The 20,445-nt window shown below is 67.3% G+C and carries 20 protein-coding genes and 4 tRNA genes; 18 read left to right on the plus strand and 6 right to left on the minus strand.

The annotated features are described in order from the left end of the window. Nucleotides 1-46: 46 nt before the first annotated feature. The 3 genes from LQZ87_RS09155 to LQZ87_RS09165 form a co-directional block, all read right to left on the minus strand. Nucleotides 47-448 (minus strand): hypothetical protein, encoded by a 402-nt coding sequence (locus LQZ87_RS09155; protein ID WP_230103173.1) that lies wholly within the window; start codon nucleotides 446-448, stop codon nucleotides 47-49. Then, nucleotides 445-885 carry a GIY-YIG nuclease family protein gene (locus LQZ87_RS09160; RefSeq protein ID WP_230103174.1) on the minus strand — a complete coding sequence of 147 codons (441 nt, stop codon included), beginning with the start codon at nucleotides 883-885 and terminating at the stop codon, nucleotides 445-447. The genes LQZ87_RS09155 and LQZ87_RS09160 overlap by 4 nt, the downstream gene beginning before the upstream one ends. 53 nt (nucleotides 886-938) lie before the next feature. Then, nucleotides 939-1,014 (minus strand) — tRNA-Val (locus LQZ87_RS09165). 151 nt (nucleotides 1,015-1,165) lie between these two features. Between LQZ87_RS09165 and LQZ87_RS09170 the strand changes: the two genes are divergently transcribed. The 8 genes from LQZ87_RS09170 (at nucleotide 1,166) to LQZ87_RS09205 (ending at nucleotide 7,857) form a co-directional block, all read left to right on the plus strand. Continuing rightward, nucleotides 1,166-1,237: transfer RNA gene (locus tag LQZ87_RS09170), tRNA-Gly, on the plus strand. Nucleotides 1,238-1,290: 53 nt separating this feature from the next. Then, nucleotides 1,291-1,361, plus strand: a tRNA-Cys gene (locus LQZ87_RS09175). A 27-nt stretch (nucleotides 1,362-1,388) separates the two neighbouring features. Then, nucleotides 1,389-1,460 (plus strand) — tRNA-Val (locus tag LQZ87_RS09180). A 126-nt stretch (nucleotides 1,461-1,586) separates the two neighbouring features. Further along, a complete protein-coding gene (locus LQZ87_RS09185; RefSeq protein WP_230103175.1) occupies nucleotides 1,587-3,971 on the plus strand; it encodes a phosphoketolase family protein in 2,385 nt (794 codons plus the stop codon). A 47-nt stretch (nucleotides 3,972-4,018) separates the two neighbouring features. After that, nucleotides 4,019-4,174 (plus strand): hypothetical protein, encoded by a 156-nt coding sequence (locus LQZ87_RS09190; protein WP_230103176.1) that lies wholly within the window; start codon nucleotides 4,019-4,021, stop codon nucleotides 4,172-4,174. After that, on the plus strand, nucleotides 4,146-5,252 hold the full coding sequence (locus tag LQZ87_RS09195) for an FUSC family protein (RefSeq protein WP_230103177.1): 1,107 nt from the start codon (nucleotides 4,146-4,148) through the stop codon (nucleotides 5,250-5,252). The genes LQZ87_RS09190 and LQZ87_RS09195 overlap by 29 nt, the downstream gene beginning before the upstream one ends. 134 nt (nucleotides 5,253-5,386) lie before the next feature. After that, entirely contained in the window at nucleotides 5,387-7,315 is a 1,929-nt protein-coding gene (gene thrS, locus LQZ87_RS09200) for a threonine--tRNA ligase (protein WP_230103438.1), read from the plus strand. Continuing rightward, nucleotides 7,312-7,857 (plus strand): HIT domain-containing protein, encoded by a 546-nt coding sequence (locus LQZ87_RS09205; RefSeq protein ID WP_230103178.1) that lies wholly within the window; start codon nucleotides 7,312-7,314, stop codon nucleotides 7,855-7,857. Before thrS ends, LQZ87_RS09205 begins: the two co-directional genes overlap by 4 nt. Before the next feature lie 24 nt (nucleotides 7,858-7,881). On the opposite strand, the gene pdxY is transcribed toward LQZ87_RS09205, so the two are convergent. Then, the gene (pdxY, locus tag LQZ87_RS09210; RefSeq protein WP_230103179.1) at nucleotides 7,882-8,733 is read right to left on the minus strand and encodes a pyridoxal kinase PdxY; all 852 of its coding nucleotides are present in this window, start codon (nucleotides 8,731-8,733) and stop codon (nucleotides 7,882-7,884) included. Between the two features lie 29 nt (nucleotides 8,734-8,762). Next, on the minus strand, nucleotides 8,763-10,085 hold the full coding sequence (locus tag LQZ87_RS09215) for an aminotransferase class I/II-fold pyridoxal phosphate-dependent enzyme (RefSeq protein ID WP_230103180.1): 1,323 nt from the start codon (nucleotides 10,083-10,085) through the stop codon (nucleotides 8,763-8,765). Nucleotides 10,086-10,164: 79 nt separating this feature from the next. On the opposite strand from LQZ87_RS09215, the gene pdxS reads away from it, so the two are divergent. The 3 genes from pdxS to LQZ87_RS09230 are packed head-to-tail and all read left to right on the plus strand — an operon-like array spanning nucleotide 10,165 to nucleotide 12,560. Next, the gene (pdxS, locus tag LQZ87_RS09220) at nucleotides 10,165-11,076 is read left to right on the plus strand and encodes a pyridoxal 5'-phosphate synthase lyase subunit PdxS (RefSeq protein WP_230103181.1); all 912 of its coding nucleotides are present in this window, start codon (nucleotides 10,165-10,167) and stop codon (nucleotides 11,074-11,076) included. Further along, a complete protein-coding gene (pdxT, locus tag LQZ87_RS09225) occupies nucleotides 11,066-11,653 on the plus strand; it encodes a pyridoxal 5'-phosphate synthase glutaminase subunit PdxT (RefSeq protein WP_230103182.1) in 588 nt (195 codons plus the stop codon). Before pdxS ends, pdxT begins: the two co-directional genes overlap by 11 nt. 28 nt (nucleotides 11,654-11,681) lie before the next feature. Beyond that, a complete protein-coding gene (locus LQZ87_RS09230; protein WP_230103183.1) occupies nucleotides 11,682-12,560 on the plus strand; it encodes a DUF402 domain-containing protein in 879 nt (292 codons plus the stop codon). Between the two features lie 24 nt (nucleotides 12,561-12,584). On the opposite strand, the gene LQZ87_RS09235 is transcribed toward LQZ87_RS09230, so the two are convergent. Next, nucleotides 12,585-13,949, minus strand: a complete 1,365-nt coding sequence (locus LQZ87_RS09235) for an aminotransferase class V-fold PLP-dependent enzyme (RefSeq protein WP_230103184.1) — start codon at nucleotides 13,947-13,949, stop codon at nucleotides 12,585-12,587. A 112-nt stretch (nucleotides 13,950-14,061) separates the two neighbouring features. On the opposite strand from LQZ87_RS09235, the gene LQZ87_RS09240 reads away from it, so the two are divergent. From LQZ87_RS09240 to secF, 7 genes are all read left to right on the plus strand, one after another. Further along, the gene (locus tag LQZ87_RS09240) at nucleotides 14,062-14,820 is read left to right on the plus strand and encodes a YebC/PmpR family DNA-binding transcriptional regulator (RefSeq protein WP_230103439.1); all 759 of its coding nucleotides are present in this window, start codon (nucleotides 14,062-14,064) and stop codon (nucleotides 14,818-14,820) included. 61 nt (nucleotides 14,821-14,881) lie between these two features. Continuing rightward, nucleotides 14,882-15,466: a crossover junction endodeoxyribonuclease RuvC gene (gene ruvC / locus LQZ87_RS09245; RefSeq protein WP_230103185.1), complete on the plus strand. Its 585-nt coding sequence runs from the start codon at nucleotides 14,882-14,884 to the stop codon at nucleotides 15,464-15,466. Between the two features lie 9 nt (nucleotides 15,467-15,475). Then, the gene (gene ruvA / locus LQZ87_RS09250) at nucleotides 15,476-16,099 is read left to right on the plus strand and encodes a Holliday junction branch migration protein RuvA (RefSeq protein ID WP_230103186.1); all 624 of its coding nucleotides are present in this window, start codon (nucleotides 15,476-15,478) and stop codon (nucleotides 16,097-16,099) included. A 7-nt stretch (nucleotides 16,100-16,106) separates the two neighbouring features. Next, entirely contained in the window at nucleotides 16,107-17,135 is a 1,029-nt protein-coding gene (gene ruvB / locus LQZ87_RS09255) for a Holliday junction branch migration DNA helicase RuvB (protein ID WP_230103440.1), read from the plus strand. Between the two features lie 74 nt (nucleotides 17,136-17,209). Further along, nucleotides 17,210-17,617, plus strand: coding sequence for a preprotein translocase subunit YajC (locus tag LQZ87_RS09260; RefSeq protein ID WP_230103187.1), 408 nt, complete (start codon nucleotides 17,210-17,212; stop codon nucleotides 17,615-17,617). Between the two features lie 52 nt (nucleotides 17,618-17,669). Then, nucleotides 17,670-19,415, plus strand: coding sequence for a protein translocase subunit SecD (gene secD / locus LQZ87_RS09265; protein WP_230103188.1), 1,746 nt, complete (start codon nucleotides 17,670-17,672; stop codon nucleotides 19,413-19,415). Further along, on the plus strand, nucleotides 19,415-20,404 hold the full coding sequence (gene secF, locus LQZ87_RS09270) for a protein translocase subunit SecF (protein WP_230103189.1): 990 nt from the start codon (nucleotides 19,415-19,417) through the stop codon (nucleotides 20,402-20,404). Before secD ends, secF begins: the two co-directional genes overlap by 1 nt. The last annotated feature ends 41 nt before the right edge of the window (nucleotides 20,405-20,445 follow it).

Here is a 20,445-nt window from a genome sequence, read left to right on the forward strand (position 1 = left end):
AAGAAGTCTTCCCTGACGTCGACGACGTGCCGACGCAGCCACCGTATCAGCGTCGGCTGCGCGTGGGCCGAGTGCCCGTGCTCCAGAGCGCCCAGGCGATGAGGACCGGCTGGAGGAACAGGCGGACGAACCGCTTGGTGTCGGTGTCGAGGCCCGGAGCGGAGCGGTGGGTGCGCCACTGCTCGACGTTGCCGGGGAACACGGCCACGAAGAACGTCGCGGTCGCCCAGCCGATGCGATGGCGTTCCTTGGGAAGCGCGATGAGCGCTGCTGCGAGCGCGAGCTCAGCGGCGCCGGACGCGATGACGACGCCGTCCTTGTCGAGTCCCGTCGCGCGGGTCGCCCAATCGGGGATGAGTCCGCGGAAGCCTCTGGTCTGAACGAAATGCAGTACACCCATGAAGGCGAGGCCGAGAGCGAGCGCCCAACGCGCGATGTGTCGGATCATCCGTTCACGGTACCCGCTCGCAGGGCGCCGCTGAGCCAGCGGGCGTAAAGGAGCCAGGGCTCCCCGGCTCGTCGGAGCTCGGTCGTGTGCGCCTCGAGCTCTGTCGAGAACGTGAACCACTCGCCGCCCTCACGGATGGCGGCGAAATCGCGGTGGCGCTGCTGCTCGAGGTTGCGGTCGCCGCGTTCGAACGCGAGGAGCTCGTCGTGCCGGATGCTGGCGAGCCGCTGTTTCGGACGTCTGCTGGTGCCGATCTTCACACGGCGGTCGAAGCGCAGGTAGTAGACGACGTCGATGCGGGGGAGTGGCAGGTCGGCGTCCGGGACATCGCCGTAGCGCCACTCGCAGGAGGCGCATGTCCATCCGCCGTGGGTACGGACTCCCCGGAGACCGCCGCAGAGCGAGCAGGGACCGGGCAGTGATTCTACTTTCGGCACGCGCAGAACGATACGCGCGGATGCCGACATCGACGTGCGAGACGGAGATGAGATGGTGGGCGATGCCGGACTCGAACCGACGACCTCTTCCGTGTGAAGGAAGCGCGCTACCAACTGCGCCAATCGCCCAAGACCCATGGGGTCAGGAATCGATACTACCGGACGGTTTCAGCGCCCCAGGACCATTCCTATGGACACGCGCGAGATCCGTGTCGAGTTTTGCGCCTCGGGAATCTTCGGCTAATGTTTTACAAGTGCCCGGGACGCCGGAACACGAAATGCGGATGTAGCGCAGTGGTAGCGCATCACCTTGCCAAGGTGAGGGTCGCGAGTTCGAATCTCGTCATCCGCTCGAGTGCAGAGAGTCTCTTCCAGAGGCTCACGGCACGTGGGGTCAATCCACACGGTGGCGTGGCCGAGCGGCTAGGCACCGGCCTGCAAAGCCGTTTACACGGGTTCGAATCCCGTCGCCACCTCACCGTACAACTGAACAGCCCCAACGGGCGCGATTGGCGCAGCGGTAGCGCGCTTCCCTGACACGGAAGAGGTCACTGGTTCGATCCCAGTATCGCGCACAGACAAAACCCTCGGTCTCACCGGGGGTTTTCGTGTTTCATCGATCGTTCTCCGCGAGCTTGGACCATACGGGCTCTCTGCGCAACCCCTGTGGACCATAGCTGTTCGGGTCCTATCGTGAACGCATGATCGATGACGCCAGAGTCGCGCAACTGGAGGCGTGGTGGCGCGCCGCGAACTATCTCAGCGTGGGGCAGATCTACCTGCAGTCGAATCCGCTGTTGACCGAACCGCTCGTGAAAGAGCATGTGAAGCCCCGGTTGCTGGGACATTTCGGCACGGTGCCGGGACTGAACCTCGTCTACGCGCACGCCAACCGGCTCATCCAGGATCGCGGGCTGGATGCGCTCTACATCACCGGACCGGGTCATGGGGGGCCGGGCATGGTCGCCAACGCGTGGCTGGACGGCACCTATTCGGAGATCTACCCCAGCATCACAAGAGATGAAGAGGGCATGGCCCGCCTCTTCCGGCAGTTCTCCTTCCCCGGGGGTATCCCCAGTCATGCCGCTCCGGAGACGCCGGGCTCGATTCATGAGGGCGGTGAGCTGGGATACTCCCTGAGCCACGCCTACGGCGCGGCGTTCGACAACCCGGCACTCACGGTGTTCTGCGTGATCGGCGACGGTGAAGCCGAGACCGGGCCGCTGGCCACTGCCTGGCACGCGAACAAATTCCTCGACCCCGTCACCGACGGCACGGTGCTGCCGATCCTGCACCTGAACGGCTGGAAGATCGCCAATCCGACGGTGTTGGATCGCGTCCCTGACGACGAGCTGCTGGACCTCATGCGCGGGTACGGGCACGATCCGCTGCTGGTCGAGTTCTCTGCAGACGATGAGCACGGCGACGTGCACCGACGGTTCGCGAAGACGCTGGACCTGGCGGCGGATCGCATCGCCGAGATCCGCACCGCCGCTCGCGAAGGGGACTCGGTGCGCCCTCGCTGGCCGATGATCATCCTCCGTTCGCCCAAGGGCTGGACCGGACCCGAGTTGGTGGACGGACTTCCCGTCGAAGGCACGTGGCGGGCGCATCAGGTCCCCCTACCAGGGGCCCGCGAGAACGTCGGGCACCTCCACCAGTTGGAGGAGTGGCTCAGGTCATACGATCCCGTCGAGCTGTTCGGCGCCGAGGGAACCCCGAACAGGGAGATCGACGGTCTCGTCCCGGACGCCGACCGGCGGATGTCCGCGTCCCCGCACGCCAATGGCGGCGTGCTCCGGGAGGACCTGGATCTTCCGGAGTTCCGAGACTTCGCCGTGGATGTCGACCGCCCCGGCGCCTCGGATGCCAAGGCCACCGAGGTCCTCGGCGGCTATCTGGCGGACGTGATCCGCCGCAATCCGCACACCTTCAGGATCTTCGGTCCGGACGAGACCGCGTCCAACAAACTCGCACCCGCCGTGTACGAGGCGACGGACAAGCAATGGAATGCTCAGACCAGCCCGCTCGACGAGCATCTCGCCCGCGCCGGGCGGGTGATGGAGGTGCTCAGCGAACACCAGTGCCAGGGATGGCTCGAAGGGTACCTCCTGACGGGGCGCCACGGAATCTTCAACTCGTACGAGGCATTCGTGCACATCGTCGACTCGATGTTCAACCAGCACGCCAAGTGGCTGGAGACCTCCCGGTCGATCGAGTGGCGCCGTCCCGTCGCGAGTCTGAACTATCTGCTCTCGAGCCACGTCTGGCGTCAGGATCACAACGGGTTCACCCATCAGGATCCCGGTTTCATCGACCTCGCGATGAACAAGAGCGCCGACGTCGTTCGCGTCTATCTGCCGTTCGACGCCAACACGCTTCTCAGCACATACGATCACTGTCTCCGAACGGTCGACTACGTCAACGTCGTCGTCGCTGGAAAACAGGACGCTCCCCAGTGGCTCACCATGGACGAGGCCGTGAGGCACTGCACGCGAGGTGTCGGCATCCTGGAATGGGCAGGTTCGGAGACGGACGAGCACAGCGCGGACGTCGTCCTCGCCGCGGCAGGCGACGTCCCCACGCTCGAGGTGCTCGCCGCGGCGGCCATCCTCCGTGAGGAAGCGCCCGAGATCGCGCTGCGAGTCGTGAACGTCGTCGACCTGATGAAGCTGCAGGCCGAGGATCAGCACCCGCATGGCATGTCGGACGATGACTTCGATGCGACCTTCACCGCAGACAGGCCGATCGTATTCGCCTACCACGGTTATCCCTGGCTCATCCATCGACTGGCATATCGCCGCCGGGGCCACGCGAACCTTCACGTGCGCGGCTATGTGGAGAAGGGCACGACCACGACGCCGTTCGACATGGTCATGCTGAACGACCTCGATCGTTTTCGGCTCGCCGCCGACGCTCTTCGCCGGCTCCCCGACGGCGAATCGACTTACTCGACGCTGATCGCGGATCTGCTCGCCCGCCGTGAGCGTGCGCGCGACTACACGAGGCAGCACGGTGAAGACAGCCCTGCGGTCAGCGAATGGCGGTGGCCTTTCGCCGAAAGTCAACGGGCGCGGCGAATCTGAAGCAGAACGCAAGACTGATGTCCCGCACAGGATGAACGGAGCACGACATGTCGAACCCCATGGACGAGCAGAAGGACGAACGACCGACGGTGGTCGGGACCGACCCGGACTTCAACGTCGGCGATGAGGATCCAGCTGCGTCGGAACGGGCAGACGGCGAGGAAAGCGACGAGGATGAGGTCGACGTCGAAGACCTACCGTAACCGCGTCACCTCCTCCTTCACCGGATGGGGCCGCGAGGCCACCAGCGGTGACCGTCTGCTGCTCGCAGCCAAGACGGCGATCGCCGCCGCGATCGCGTGGTACCTCGCGCCGTTCGTGCCCCTGGCCGACAGCGAGTACTCGTACTACGCGCCACTGGGCGTGCTCATCAGCATGTATCCGACCGTGGTCGGATCCGCGCGTGCTGGCGTCCAAGCCCTCATCGGTCTCGCGATAGGCATCGTCCTGGGGCTCGGCGGGCTCCTGCTCGTGTCGACCGGTGCTCCAGGCGTGGTCGCGGTCGCGATGGTCATCGCCGTCGGAATCGCCCTCGGTGGGATCGCAGCGCTCGGCGATGGGCGGGATTGGGTCGCGATCGCCGGACTGTTCGTGCTGCTGGTCGGTGGACCGGCGGGTGACGACTTCACGCTGTCGTATCTGTTCACGACCGCATTCGGCGTCCTCGTCGGAGTGGCGATGAACCTCATCGTCGTCCCGCCGCTGTTCCTGAGAAGAGCCGGCGAGCAGCTCACCGGCCTGCGCGAGAAGTTGCGGGGCGCACTCGAGGAGATCGCGGATGCCGTGGCCGAGGACCCTGTTGACGCAGAACGGCTCGCCCGCGCGACGGACGATCTGCCTGCGATGCTCTCCACCGTCGAGGACGAGGTCCGTCAAGCGGACGAGAGCAGCCGGGCGAATCCACGCGGGAGACGGCGCGCAGCGGACAAAGAGCTCAACACACTGCGGATGTCGGCGCTGGCTCGAACGAGCGACGCCGCTCGGGACCTCGCGGTCGTCCTGATCCAGGCAACCGATGAGGGCGAGTCTCCTGATGCCGCAACAGCGCAGGCCCTGGCCGATGCGGTTCGCGCGTGCGCGGACATCGTCGGTGCGGTCACGGATGACCCGGAGGCCGGTGCGAAGCTCGCTCGAGCGGCCGATGCGGCTGATGCGGTACTCCGCCGACTCGAATCCGCACCGATCGCGCAATCGGGTTACGGACCTGCATACGCGTACACGGCGGCAGTCTGTCTGCGACGCATCGTGCTCGCGTGCAACCACTTCGTGACGCACACGTGAGCGCACGGGCCACCCCCGCGAGGCGAGTAGCCTAGAGGGCGACCCAGATGGAGTGACCTGTGCCTGAAATCGACGAGTCGAACGCCGCCCCCCGTGACGGCTTCGCCCTGTTCTCTGACCGATCCGTCGTCGCCATGCGTGTGAACGGCGAACTCAAGGATCTCGCGACCACCGTGACCGAGACCGACGAGGTCGAGCCGGTCACGATCGACAGCGAGGACGGCCTCGCGATCCTCAGGCACTCGACCGCTCACGTCCTCGCCCAGGCGGTGCAGCGCATCAACCCGCAGGCGAACCTCGGCATCGGCCCGCCCGTCACCGACGGCTTCTACTACGACTTCGGCGTCGAGACTCCGTTCACCCCCGAGGACATCAAGGCGATCTCCAAGGAGATGCAGCGCATCGTCCGCGAGGGCCAGCGCTTCGTCCGCCGCGTCGTCACCGACGACGAGGCGCGCGCCGAGCTCGCGAACGAGCCGTTCAAGCTCGAGCTCATCGGGCTCAAGGGCGGCGGCAAGGAAGCCGCCGAAGGAGCTTCCGTCGAGGTCGGCGCCGGCGAGCTCACCATCTACGACAACACCACGCGCGACGGCGAGGTCGTCTGGAAGGACCTCTGCCGCGGTCCGCACCTGCCCAGCACACGCATGATCGGCAACGGGTGGGATCTCACCCGCATCGCCGCGGCCTACTGGCGCGGCAGCGAGAAGAACCCGCAGCTGCAGCGCATCTACGGCACGGCGTGGCCCACCAAGGATGAACTGCGCGCGTACCAGCACCGTCTTGAAGAGGCAGCCAAGCGCGACCATCGACGCCTCGGCAAGGAGCTCGACCTGTTCTCCTTCCCGGAGGAGATCGGCTCCGGGCTCAGCGTCTGGCACCCGCGCGGCGGGATGATCCGCGGCGAGATGGAGCAGCACGCGCGCAAGCGCCACATCGAGGGCGGCTACACCTACGTGTACACGCCGCACATCTCGAAGGAGGATCTGTTCCTCACCTCGAACCACCTCGTCACCTACAAGGACGGGATGTTCCCGCCCATCGTCATGGACGAGGAGCGCGACGACGAGGGCAACATCACCAAGCAGGGCCAGGACTATTACCTGAAGCCCATGAACTGCCCGATGCACATCCTCATCTACAAGGAGCGCGCGCGCAGTTACCGCGACCTGCCGCTCCGATTGGCTGAGAACGGCACGGTCTACCGCAACGAGCTCTCCGGCGCGCTGCACGGCCTCACCCGGGTGCGCGGCTTCACTCAGGACGACTCGCACCTGTTCGTCACCCCCGACCAGCTCGAAGAAGAAGTCGGCAAGGTCCTGGAGTTCATCCTCTCGATGCTCCGCGACTTCGGTCTGTCGGACTTCGAACTCGAGCTGTCGATGAAGGACGATGAGAAGTCCAAGTGGATCGGCTCCGACGAGTTCTGGGAGAGCTCGACCGATGCGCTGCGACGCGTCGCACTGGCATCCGGCCTCAAGCTCACCGAGGTACCAGGCGAGGCGGCCTTCTACGGCCCCAAGATCGACCTGAAGACCCGCGACGCGATCGGACGCACCTGGCAGCTCTCCACGGTCCAGGTCGACCCGAACCTCCCGGAGCGCTTCGACCTCGAGTTCATGGACAAGGACGGGCAGAAGAAGCGTCCGATCATGATCCACCGGGCGCTCTTCGGTTCGATCGAGCGTTTCTTCGCGATCCTGCTCGAGCACTACGCCGGCGACTTCCCGGTGTGGCTCTCGCCCCTGCAGGTCGTCGGCATCCCCGTAGCGGATGACTTCGCCGACTATCTCGGCGAGGTCATCACGACGCTGCGGGACAGCGGTGTCCGTGCTGAGCTCGACACCTCGGATGACCGGATGCAGAAGAAGATCCGCAACCACACCACCGGCAAGGTGCCGCTGATCCTCATCGCGGGGGAGAAGGACCGGGATGCCGGAACCGTCTCGTTCCGATTCCGTGACGGCACGCAGGAGAACGGCGTGCCGGTCGCGGATGCCGTCGCCCGCATCCGCGCGGCGATCGAGTCGCACGCACTCGTGCACACCGTGGGTGACCTGCCGTGACCGAGGGGGATGCCGCAGAGGATGCCGGGCACCTCGCCGGCGTCCCTGACGAGTTCCAGCGGCTGTGGACCCCGCACCGGATGGCGTACATCCAGGCGGGCCCGGAGCCGCTGCGCGAGGAATGCCCGTTCTGCGAGGCTCCGAAGCATCCTGATGCCGAGCGCCTGATCGTCGCACGTGGCGAGACGGCGTACGTGCTGCTGAACCTGTTCCCGTACAACTCCGGGCATCTGCTCGTGTGCCCGTACCGCCACATCGCCACCTACGACCAGGCGACGCCCGAGGAGGTCGCCGAGATCGGCGCGCTCACCCAGGTGGGCATGCGGGTGCTGCGGGAGGTGTCGAACTGCGACGGCTTCAACCTGGGCATGAACCAGGGGGCCGTCGCCGGGGCTGGTGTCGACGCGCACCTGCACCAGCACATCGTTCCGCGGTGGAAGTCCGATTCGAACTTCTTCCCGATCATCGCGAAGACGAAGGCGCTCCCGCAGCTCCTCGGCGAAGTGCGTGAGGCCGTCGCCAACGCCTGGCCGGCGAGCTGACTCTTCGACAGGCTCGGGAACCGGTCAGCGCACCTGACGTGCTGTGAACTGGAGCTTCGGGTGGGCGTAGGACTCCTGCGCCTCGATGAGCTGCAGCTCCCGCTCTCCTGAATCCAGGGTCAGCTGCAGCAGATCGAACACGCTCGACGCCGTGCGCTCGAGCGCGACCTGCGCGCTGCCGGTCTCGACGTAATGCGCGGTGAACAGCGCCGCCGTGACGTCGCCGGAGCCGTTCGCCTTCATCGGCAGGAACGGCGTCTGCACGATCCACGCTCCGGCGTCGTCGACGGCGAGCATCTCGATGGTGCCCTCCTCGCGATCGGGTCGTTCGACGCTGGTGACGAGCACGGTCCGCGGGCCCATCGCGCGAGCGAGGTCCACGGACTCCAGCGTCGACTCGAGCGTGTCTGGCTCGGTGCGGGTGAGGAAGCCGAGCTCGAACTGGTTCGGCGTGATGATGTCGGCGACGGGCACGACCCTCTCGCGCAGGAGCTCAGGGATCGCCGGTGCGACGAAGCATCCGGATTTCGCGTTGCCCATCACCGGGTCGCACGCGTACAGCGCTCGGGGGTTCGCGGCCTTCACGCGAGCCACGGCGTCGATGATCACATCGCCGATGCCTTCGCCGCCCTGATACCCGGACAGGATCGCGTCGACCTGCTCGAAGACGCCGCGCTCTTCGATGCCGGTGATCACATCACGGACGTCGTCCGGGTCGATGAGCGGACCGCGCCAGGCCCCGTAGCCGGTGTGGTTGGAGAAGTTCACCGTGTACACCGGCAGGACGTCGACGCCGATGCGCTGCAGCGGGAAGACAGCGGCCGAGTTGCCGACGTGTCCGTAGGCGACGGCGGACTGGATCGAGAGGATCTTCATCCCTCGATCTTCTCACCTGCGCCGCACGATCACCGCACGGCTGTGCTGATGTCAGCGGCCAGCTGCTCGGCGTCCACATCGCTCAGAGCGTGCACGGTCAGGCGCATGTGATGGGAGGGGCCGGCGGCCTCGTCGAGGAGGAACTCGTCACCGGTGCGGGCCAGCCACCCCCGTCGCATCAGCCGTTCCGAGACGGAGCGGGCCGGACGGGGAAGCCGCACCCACAGATTCATGCCGTCGACGTATTCGGCGTCGATTCCGTGGTCTCGGAGGCGAGCGGCGAACGCGCGGTTGCGTTCCGCGTAGTGGGCGCCGGCCGCGCGGATCGTCGTCGCAGCCGTGTCATCGGTGAGCATGCCGATCGTCAACCGCTGCAGCAGATGACTCACCCACGTGGTGCCGGGGCTCAGGCGCATCGCGAGGCGCTCGGCCGTCTCGGGATCCGTCGCTGCGATCGCCAGGCACATGTCAGGACCGAGGAACTTCGACACCGATCGCAGCAGCGCGAACCGTCGGTGCCCGGGCCCGATCAGGCTCTCGTACGGCCGCTCCGACAGCATCGAGAAGTGGTCGTCCTCGATGATGAGGACGTACGGATGCTCCGCGAGCAGTGCGCGCAGGGCAGCCGCCCGCTCGGGGGAGAGGCTCACGCCCGTCGGGTTCTGCGCCCGCGGCGTGGAGATGACCGCCCGTACTCCGGCATCCAACGCCGCGCGGAGTCCCTCGACAGTCATGCCCTCGTCGTCGACGGGTACGGGGACGGCGCGATAACCGCCGAGACGCACCGTGTGGATGCTGGCGAGGAAGCACGGATCCTCGAGCGCGACCGCGTCGTCGCGCATCAGTGCCTGTGCGAGCAGCCGTTCCACGGCATCCACAGCGCCGCTCGTGATCGTGACACGGAAATCGGATGCCGGCAGATCGGGGGCGATCCAGTCACGCGCCCAGGCCTCGAGCGACGGATCGATGACGGGCTCGCCGTAGAGAACAGGGCGACCGAGCACGCCGCTGAGCACCGAGAACGGATCCGGGATCAGAGTGGGGTCCGGGTTGCCGGTTCCGATGTCGCGCAGCACGGTGTCCTGCGCGTACCCCTCCTGAGCCACGGCGTCGTGTTCGACGAGCATCGTCCCTGCGCGGCCCCGGGTGACGACGATTCCGGCCTGCGACAGCTGGCGGTAGGCGGCGACCGTGGTGTTGCGGTTGACGCCGAGCCGAGCCGCGAGCTCGCGGACCGGCGGCAGCAGAGTGCCGGGGGAGAGCACACCGCGTTCACGCAGCGCGCGCACGCTGGTGGCGATCTCGCTGGCCGTCCGCCCGGTGATCTGCTCGTTCACGACACCTCCCGTCATCCGAGTCTAGGGTGCGCCCGCACGGTGATATCTTTTGGCATAGATCAAAAGCACGATTGGATGCACGGAAGGATCCACCATGGCCACGGCTGAGAAGAGCGACGAGAACACCACCACAGGATCGGCACGCGTCAAGCGCGGTCTCGCCGAGATGCTCAAGGGCGGCGTCATCATGGATGTCGTCACCGCAGAGCAGGCGAAGATCGCCGAGGACGCCGGTGCCGTCGCCGTCATGGCGCTCGAGCGCGTCCCGGCGGACATCCGCGCCCAGGGCGGCGTATCGCGCATGAGCGACCCCGACATGATCGACAGCATCATCGACGCCGTCTCGATCCCGGTGATGGCGAAGGCGCGCATCGGGCATTTCGTCGAGGCGCAGGTGCTGCAGGAGCTCGGTGTCGACTACATCGACGAGTCCGAGGTGCTCTCACCGGCCGACTACGTCAACCACATCGACAAGTACGACTTCACGATCCCGTTCGTGTGCGGCGCGACGAACCTCGGCGAGGCTCTGCGGCGCATCAACGAGGGCGCTGCCATGATCCGCTCCAAGGGCGAGGCCGGCACTGGCGACGTGTCGGAGGCGATGAAGCACATCCGCAAGATCCGCGGAGAGATCGCGACTCTCGCAGCGCTCCCCAAGGACGAGCTCTACGTCGCGGCCAAGGAGCTGCAGGCGCCGTACGAGCTCGTCGCCGAGATCGCCTCCACAGGGAAGCTCCCCGTCGTGCTGTTCGTCGCCGGCGGCGTCGCCACCCCGGCGGATGCTGCCATGATGATGCAGCTCGGCGCCGACGGCGTCTTCGTCGGATCGGGCATCTTCAAGTCCGGCGACCCGGCGGCTCGGGCGAAGGCGATCGTGAAGGCCACGACGTTCTACGACGACGCCAAGGTCATCGCCGAAGTGTCCCGCGGCCTCGGTGAGGCCATGGTCGGCATCAACGTGTCCGACCTGCCGGCGCCGCACCGGCTCGCCGAGCGTGGCTGGTAGTCCACGCGTCGGCATCCTGGCCCTGCAGGGCGACGTGCGCGAGCACGAGCACGTCCTGCAGGGACTCGGCGTCGACACGCTGCGCGTCCGACGCGCCGACGAGCTCGCGCAGGTGGACGCTCTGGTGATCCCCGGCGGGGAATCCACCGTGATCGACAAGCTCTCACGAGCGTTCGAGGTCCGTGAGCCGATCCGCGACGCGATCCGGGACGGGATGCCGATGCTCGGCACCTGTGCGGGTCTCATCATGCTCGCTGACACGGTCGTCGACGCCATCGACGGGCAGCAGTCGTTCGGCGGGCTCGACGCCGTAGTCCGGCGCAACGCCTTCGGTCGGCAGGTCGATTCCTTCGAGGCGGAGCTGCGCGCTCCGGCGATCTCGGGTGCACCCGTTCGCGCCGCGTTCATCCGCGGCCCGCTCATCGAATCGGTCGGACCGCGTGCCGACGTGCTGGCGCAGCTCGAGGACGGACGCATCGTCGGCGTCGAGCAGGGGTCGCTCATCGGGCTGAGCTTCCACCCGGAGATCAGCGGCGAGGATCGGTTCCATCGCCGACTGCTGGCCGCCGTCGGCTGATCCGCACGCGCCACGGTAGCGTGGCGGGATGCGCCTGCCGATCGGATCCACGAGTGTCAGTGCGAGCGGCGGCAACGCCACGCTCATTGGGCGGCGAGGAGAAGGCTGGGAGCGCATCTGCGACGACGACATGTCGATCGACGAGGCGATCGCGCTCCTCGAGGACGCAGGACACGGCTCAGCGCACGAAGACCCCGCATTCGATCACGCTGTGCGGTCCGAGCGGGCCGGTGCACCCCGGTTCGCTCCGGACGACAGCATTCTGTGGCGCTACGGACGACACATCGAAGCGGTGCGCGTCGTGCGCGACGATCCGCGCGGGCTCGTCATCTGGATCCCGTCCGGTTCGGCCAGGCTGGAGCCGGTGCCGGCCGACGGGCGCCGACACAGAGATGTGCCGTTGGACGAGCGCTTCACGACGCCGTGGGTGATGGCCGAGAAGGCATGGACAGGACCAGGGGTGGTGAGGGTCGCGCCGGCGGGGCGCCCGTGGTCGGTGTGGTTCTTCCGCCGCCCTGACGGCACGCCCGACGGCGCGTACGTCAACCTCGAGCTTCCGCACCGGCGGGTCGCCGGAGACAGTCCGGCGGTGTACTCCCGCGACCTCGTGCTCGACATCTGGATCGACGCCGAGCACGCCGGCTCGGAGGACATCTGGTTGAAGGATGCCGATGAGCTCGACGCCGTCGTCGCGCAGGGACGCTTCAGCGGAGCACAGGCCGCGGCTGTGCGGTGCCTGGGCGAGTACGCGGTCCGCGAGTTCATCGCCGACGGCGGCTGGCCGCTGGACGAGGGGTGGGCGCAGTGGCAGCCGGACAGGGCAGCGGATGTGCCCGTGCTGCTCCCGTCGACGCCGGCCGTCGATGCCGCGCGGCGACGATCCGGGAGCACCAGCCTCGAGGGCTGATCCGAGGCTGCTAGGTCAGTACAGCTAGGTGAGGACGAGTCGGGTGATCGCCGCGATCGTGCGATCGACGTCGTCCGTTGTCGTCGCCCAGGAGGACATCGAGCAGCGCAGCGTCGCCCTGCCGCGCCACTCGGCACCGGTGACGGCCGCGGTCCCCTCAGCGAGGATGGCTTGTCCCAGCGCTGCTGTCGCGTCGTCCTCATGCAGCCGGAACATCACCTGGGTGTAGTCGACGTCGTTGACGACCTCGACGCCGTCGATCGCGGCGAGTCCCCTCGCCATCGCTGTGGCGTTCGCATGCAGACGGTCGAGGAGGGTCTCGATCCCGGAGCGGCCGAGACTCCGCATGACAGCCCACGCCGGCACGCCCCTGGCACGACGGGACAGCTCGGGCGTGACGTCCCACGGGTCGAGCCCCGAGTAGATGAGGTAGTCGCCACCTGTCCGGAATGCGGCGATGGAATCTGCCGGATCCCGCACGATCGCCATGCCGCAGTCGTAAGGGACGTTCAACGTCTTGTGCGCATCGGTCGCCCAGGAATCGGCATCCGCCATACCGGCCGTCAGCGGACGGAGCGACTCTGAAGCCGCGGCCCAGAGCCCGAATGCTCCGTCCACGTGCACCCAGGCGCCGTGTGCGTGCGCGATCGGGAGGAGCGCGGCGAAGTCGTCGAATGTGCCGGTGTGGACTTCGCCTGCCTGCAGGCACACGATCAGCGGGCCGCGCCCCTGGTCCAGTGTGCGCTGGAGGGCATCGGGGCGCATCCGGCCCTGATCGTCGGATTCGACGACGGTCAGCTCGGCGCGGCCGAACCCGAGGAAGCGCGCTGCGCGGTCGATCGAACCGTGACGGTCTGCTCCGACGACCAGACGGATCCGCGGCGCGGTTCGGAGCCCGCGCTCGGCGAGGTCCCAGCCCACCCGGGCGAGGACGGCGCCTCGGGCCGCGGCCAGACAGGTGAAGTTCGCTAGCTGCCCTCCCGTGACGAATCCGACGCTCGCCGACGAAGGAAGACCGAACAGCTCGAGCATCCACCTTCCTGCGATCCGCTCCATGGCCACGGTCGTCGGTGTCAGTCGTGATGATCCGGAGTTCTGATCCCAGGCAGACACCAGCCAGTCCGCGGCGAGGGCAGCAGGGTGCGTGCCGCCGATGACGAAGCCGAAGAACCGGCCGCCGGGGATCGCGACCAGCCCGGGATCTGCGAGCCGGGCGATCTCGTCGACCACTGCGGCCGGATCCGACTCGGCTTCCGGCAGCGGCCCGCCGAATGCCGTCAGCATCTCTTCGAGGCTCGCACGCGGCCACACCGGACGGTCGTCGAGCGTGTCCAGGAACTCGGCGGCGCGTCGGTGCGCGGTGTCGAGAGCTCGCTCCCGATCGTCCATGGGCGTCAGTCTCCCACTGCGGTCGGGCAGCGACAAGGCGTCCTTCGCGCAGTTCGTTAGAATGGACGACGCCCTTGGTGAGGCCTCGGGCGGATTCGACGAGCGGAGACATATGTCCGGGCACTCCAAGTGGGCGACAACCAAGCACAAGAAGGCAGTCATCGACTCCAGGCGCGCGAAGTCCTGGGCCAAGCTCATCAAGAACATCGAGGTCGCCGCGAAGCTCGGCGGTGCTGACCTCGCAGGCAACCCGACCCTGTACGACGCCGTGTTCAAGGCGAAGAAGATGTCTGTCCCGAAGGACAACATCGACCGAGCCGTCAAGCGCGGCGCCGGCATCGGCGGCGAAGCCGTCGAGTACACCTCGATCATGTACGAGGGCTACGGACCCAGCGGTGTCGCGCTCATGATCGAGTGTCTGACCGACAACAAGAACCGGGCGGCCGCAGAGGTGCGCACCGCGCTCAGCCGCAACGGCGGCAACCTCGCTGATCCTGGCAGCGTCGCCTACAACTTCAGCCGCAAGGGCGTCATCGTCGTCGGCGCGGAGGGCACGACCGAGGACGACGTCATGGAAGCCGTGCTCGAGGCCGGGGCCGAAGAGGTCGAGCCGCATGGCGATGGCTTCGGCGTGATCACCGAGGCGACCGACCTCGTCACCGTGCGCACGGCCCTCCAGGAAGCGGGGATCGACTACGAGTCCGCTGACGTCGAGTTCGTGCCGAACCTCAAGGTCGAGGTCGACGCAGCCACGGCACGCAAGGTCTTCCGTCTCATCGACGCTCTGGAGGACAGCGAGGACGTGCAGAACGTCTACAGCAACGTCGACCTGACCCCTGAGGTGCAGGCCGAGCTCGAGAACGACGAGTAAGTCGACCAGAGCCTCTGCGAGTCTGCGAAGCCGCCGCTCCCCGCGCGCATAGCCTGGGGGAGTGGCGGCTTCTTCTCTGCGTGTGCTCGGGATCGACCCCGGCCTGACCCGCTGCGGTGTCGGTGTCGTCGACGTCGATCGTTCCCGGCGCGCCACCCTGGTTCACGTCGGGGTCATCCGCACGCCGCCGGAGGCTCCGATCGGCGAGCGACTGGCCGCGGTCGCCGAGGGCATCCGCTCGGTCCTCGCGCAGCACAGTCCCGATGCCGTCGCCGTAGAGCGCGTGTTCGCGCAGCACAACAGTCACACCGTGATGGGAACCGCTCAGGCGAGCGGCGTCGCGCTGCTGCTGGCCGCCGAGGCCGGCCTGCCTGCGGCCACCCACACCCCGAGCGAGGTCAAGGCAGCCGTCACGGGGTACGGTTCCGCCGACAAGAAGCAGGTGCAGGCGATGATCGCCCGCATCCTGCGCCTGGATGCGCCGCCGCAGCCGGCCGACGCCGCCGATGCGCTCGCGATCGCCCTCTGTCATGCCTGGCGCGGTGGAGCCGCTGCAGCGACGGAAACGACAGGCCTCACGCCGGCGCAGCGAGCGTGGGCCGATGCCGAGCGTGTCGCTCGAACATACATACGATCCGGATCGTAGGCTGGGAGCATGATCTCCTCGCTGCACGGCTCCGTGCTGTCCACTGGAACCGACCACGTGGTCGTCGAGGTCGGAGGCGTCGGGTTCTTCGTGTTCGTGCCCGCTGACGTCGCGCACACGGCACGGGTCGGAGAGAACCTGCGTCTGCACACGAGCCTCATCGTCCGCGAGGATGCGCTGACCCTGTTCGGCTTCGCCGATCGTGTCGAGCTCGACGTGTTCGGGCAGCTGCTCAGCGTCACGGGCGTCGGGCCCAAGTCCGCTCTGGGCGTGCTCGGGCACCTCACGGTCGATCAGATTGCCGCCGCTGTCGCCGACGACGATGATGCGCCGTTCCGACGCGTGTCGGGCATCGGTCCGAAGACGGCGAAGCTCATCGTCGTCCAGCTGGCAGGAAAGCTCCAGCCGCCCAGTTCGACGCCGAGCAGCAGGACCGGTTCGGCAGCGGATGCCGTTGTCGCGCAGGTGACCGCCGCTCTCGTCGGTCTCGGATGGTCGGAGAAGGTCGCCGGCGAGGCTGCAGCAGAGACCGCGGATGCCGCGAGCGACGCCGACCGCTCCTCCGTCCCCGCGCTGTTGAGGCAGGCGCTCGCGGCCCTCGGACCTGCGAAAGCGGGAGGCGCACGTGGCTGACGACGCGATCGCGGACGGTCGCAACCCGGCCGAAGCCATCGACGAGACCGAGCTCGCGATCGAGGGAGCACTGCGTCCGGCGAGTCTGGGCGAGTTCGTCGGGCAGCCGAAGGTGCGCGGTCAGCTGCAGCTGCTGCTCGATGCCGCACGCATCCAGAGCCGTCCGCCGGACCACATCCTGCTCGCCGGCCCTCCAGGACTAGGCAAGACGACGCTGGCCATGATCGTGGCGCACGAGAGCGAGCGACCTCTGCGGCTGTCGAGCGGCCCGGCCATCCAGCACGCCGGCGATCTGGCCGCGCTGCTGTCCAGCCTCGTTCCCGGCGAAGTGCTCTTCATCGATGAGATCCACCGGATGGCGCGCTCCGCGGAGGAGATGCTGTACCTCGCCATGGAGGACTTCCGCATCGACATCATGGTCGGCAAGGGCGCAGGGGCCACCAGCATCCCGCTGGATCTTGCGCCGTTCACGCTCGTCGGGGCGACGACGCGCTCCGGGCTCCTGCCCAACCCTCTGCGCGACCGCTTCGGCTTCACCGGCCACCTCGAGTTCTACGATGACTCCGACCTCGAGAAGGTGATCGAGCGATCCTCCGCCGTCCTCGGCGTGGCCATGCCGGACGACGCGAGGCACGAGATCGCCCGCCGGTCGCGCGGGACGCCCCGAATCGCCAACCGGCTGCTGCGCCGCGTGCGCGACTACGCCCTGGTCCACGGCGCGCAGGGCACGGCGACTGTGGCGGACGTGAACGCCGCGCTCGAACTGTACGACGTCGACCCCATCGGCCTCGACCGGCTGGATCGCGCGGTCCTCGATACTCTGGTTCGCCGATTCCGCGGCGGTCCTGTTGGTCTCAGCACGCTCGCCGTCGCGGTGGGCGAAGAGGCGGAGACCGTGGAGAGCGTCGTCGAGCCGTACCTCGTGCGGATCGGCTTTCTGGGGCGAACGCCGCGCGGGCGTGTCGCGATGCCGGAGGCCTATCGCCACCTCGGTCTGCCGCACCCGGAGGGGGCGGCATTGTTCGATGACCTATAATCGCTGAAGACTTCACCCCGAACCCCCTCTCTGCGCGTCCATCGTCGGCGTGCGCTTTTGAAAGGCTCCGCCTGATGGAAATCATCCTCTTCGGCCTCCTCGCCGTGCTGCTCGTCTTCATGTTCTTCAACACCCGCAAGCGGCAGCGCCAGATGAAGGCCGAGCAGGAGGAGAAGGCGACGAAGACAGTCCCGGGCGCCAAGGTGCTCCTTCAGGGCGGCTTGTACGGCAAGATCGTCGCGTACGACCCCGAGGACCTCGACTCGCCGGCCCTCGTCGAGATCGCGCCGGGCACGGTCATCGAGGTGCACAGCCAGGCGATCCTCCGCGTCGTGGAGCCGCTGGATGCCGTCGCCGACGCCGACGCCGACCTGACCGCCGACACTCACGAGTCCGTGATCGAGGAGAGCACTCCCGATGCCACGCTCGAGACTCCGGAGCAGACCCGCGCACGCCTCGAGCGCGACGCCGACGACAAGTGACCTCCCGCTGATCCTGACCGGTCCGATCGGATTCGCAGAAAGCTGAACGTACGTGGCCTCATCCTCTCCTGTCCGCCATGCGTGGAAGGTGCTCCTCGGTCTTCTCCTCGTGACCGCGGCTCTGTTCGGCATCAACGCTCTGGGCGTCTACGGGTTCCAGAAGAGCTCCTGGGCTCCTGAGCTCGCTCTCGACCTGCAGGGCGGCACGCAGATCGTTCTCAGCGCTGCCACCGCCGACGGGTCGGATCCGACGCAGGAGCAGCTCGACCAGGCCGCGTCGATCATCCGCCAGCGCGTCGACGCCTCCGGCGTCGCCGAGGCCGACATCACCACCGAGGGCGGCCGCAACATCGTCGTCCAGATCCCCGGCGTCGCCGACGAGGAGACCCGCAACCGGATCCAGGCGAGCGCACAGCTCGAGTTCCGCACAGTCCTCTACGCCGGTGACCCTGCGACCGAGTTCGTCGGCGAGGACGGCAACGCCACGCCGTACCCGACCCCCGACCCCACGCTGCAGGCGACGCCGACGGCCACGCCGACGAACGGCAGCGACATGTCGTGGATCACTCCGAAGCTGCAGGCCGAGTTCCTCGCCTATGACTGCGCGAACCCGGAGAACAACGCCGGCACCGCGGACCCCACGCAGCCGCTGATCACCTGCGATGACACGCGGTCCGTGAAGTACATCCTCGGCCCGACAGAGCTCACCGGCGATGCGATCGACGACGCGACGAGCGGCCGCGATCAGCAGTCCGGCGCCTGGACCGTCAATCTGACGCTCGACGGCAACGGCACGGAGGTGTTCGGCAAGATCAGCCAGCGCCTCTACCAGAACAAGCTCGCGCAGCTCAGCCCGCGCGACCAGTTCGCGTTCGTGCTCGACGGCGCCGTCATCTCCGCTCCGCAGATGAACGCGCAGATCCTCGACGGCCGCCCCAGCATCTCCGGCAACTTCAACCAGGAGTCCGCTGAGGCGCTGGCCGATCAGCTCAAGTACGGCGCGCTGCCGCTCAGCTTCAACACCGAGAGCTCCGACACGATCTCGGCGACGCTCGGCACGCAGCAGTTGCAGGTCGGTCTCATCGCCGGTCTCATCGGTCTCGCCCTGGTCGCGCTGTACTCGTTGTTCAGCTACCGGGCCCTCGGCACCGTGATCATCGCGTCCATCGCGGTGATGGGTGTGCTGACCTACATCATCATCTGCATCCTCGCCTGGCGCATGGGATTCCGTCTGTCGCTTGCGGGCGTCGCCGGTCTGATCGTGTCGATCGGCTTCACGGCCGACTCGTTCATCGTGTACTTCGAGCGAATACGAGACGAGCTGCGCGACGGGAAGTCCATCACCAGCGCCGTCGAGGACGGCTGGGGGCGCGCGAAGCGCACGATCTACATCTCGAAGTCGATCAACATCCTGGCCGCTGTGGTGCTGTACATCCTCGCCGACGCGACGGTTAAGGGCTTCGCCTTCACTCTGGGTCTGACCACGATCATCGACGTGTTCATCTTCGTGATCTTCACGCACCCGGTGATGCAGATCCTGGCACGCACGAAGTTCTTCGGCGGCGGACACAAGCTGTCGGGACTCGACCCGGACGCGCTCGGTGCGGTCTACCACACCCGCTCGCAGTTCCGGCAGGTGACGCCCGCCACGGGCGGCAGAGCCGCGAAGAGCAGCCGCTCGCGCGGTGAGGCGGAGCGTCGCCAGACGATCGCGGAGCGCAAGCGCGCCGAGGCGCTGGCGGGCGACAGGACCTCGAGCGACAGAACCACGGACGCCGGAAGCGAGGGAGAGCGCTGATGGCCTCCATGAATGAGTTCGGCAACAACCTGTATACGGGGAAGACCTCCTTCCCGTTCGTCGCGAAGCGCCGCCTGTGGTTCATCATCGCGATCATCCTGGTCATCGGTTCGGTTCTCGTGCCGCTGATCCGCCCTGTGCAGTTCTCCATCGAGTTCACCGGCGGATCGCAGTTCACGGTCCTCGCGCCGGAGTCGACCGATCAGACCAGAGCGACGGATGCCGTTCAGTCGGTCGTCCCTGACTCCACCGCGAAAGTCGTCATCGTCGGCGGCACCGATGTGCGCGTCCAGACCTCCCAGATGTCGCAGAGCGAGACGCTCGCCGTCGCGAACGCTCTCGCCGACACCTACTCGGTGGACCCGGAAGAGGTCACCAGCTCGTTCATCGGGCCGGCCTGGGGCGAGAACGTCACCCGGCAGTCCCTGTGGGGCCTGGCGATCTTCCTCGCACTGACCTTCCTGATCCTGGCGATCTACTTCCGCACGTGGAAGATGTCTGCGGCGGCGATCCTCGGTCTGCTCGACGTGCTCGTGATCACCGTCGGCGTGTACGCGCTGGCAGGATTCGAGATCTCGCCGGCGGCCGTGATCGGATTCCTGACGATCCTCGCGTACTCGCTGTACGACACCACTGTCGTGTTCGACAAGATCAGAGAGAACACCACCGAGGACGGGGAGAACTCTGCCCGCACGTTCGGTGAATCGGTCAACCTCGCCGTGAACCAGACGCTGGTGCGCTCGATCAACACGTCGATCGTCGCCGCCCTTCCGGTGGGCGCGATCCTGTTCATCGGCGCGTTCTGGCTCGGCGCCGAGACGCTCACCGACATCTCGCTCTCGATCTTCGTCGGCATCCTGGTCGCGACCTACTCGACGCTCTTCGTCGCCGCGCCGCTGTACTCGCTGTTCCGCGAGCGGGAACCGCAGATCGTCGAGCGCGACCGTCGTGTTCTGGAGCTGCGCGAGCGCGCAGCGGTCCAGTCCTGAGGCGTTCAGGGGCGGGTCTGCGATCCCGCCGTACGCGTAGG

Source organism: Microbacterium sp. Bi121 (assembly GCF_918698005.1).
Lineage (GTDB): Bacteria > Actinomycetota > Actinomycetes > Actinomycetales > Microbacteriaceae > Microbacterium.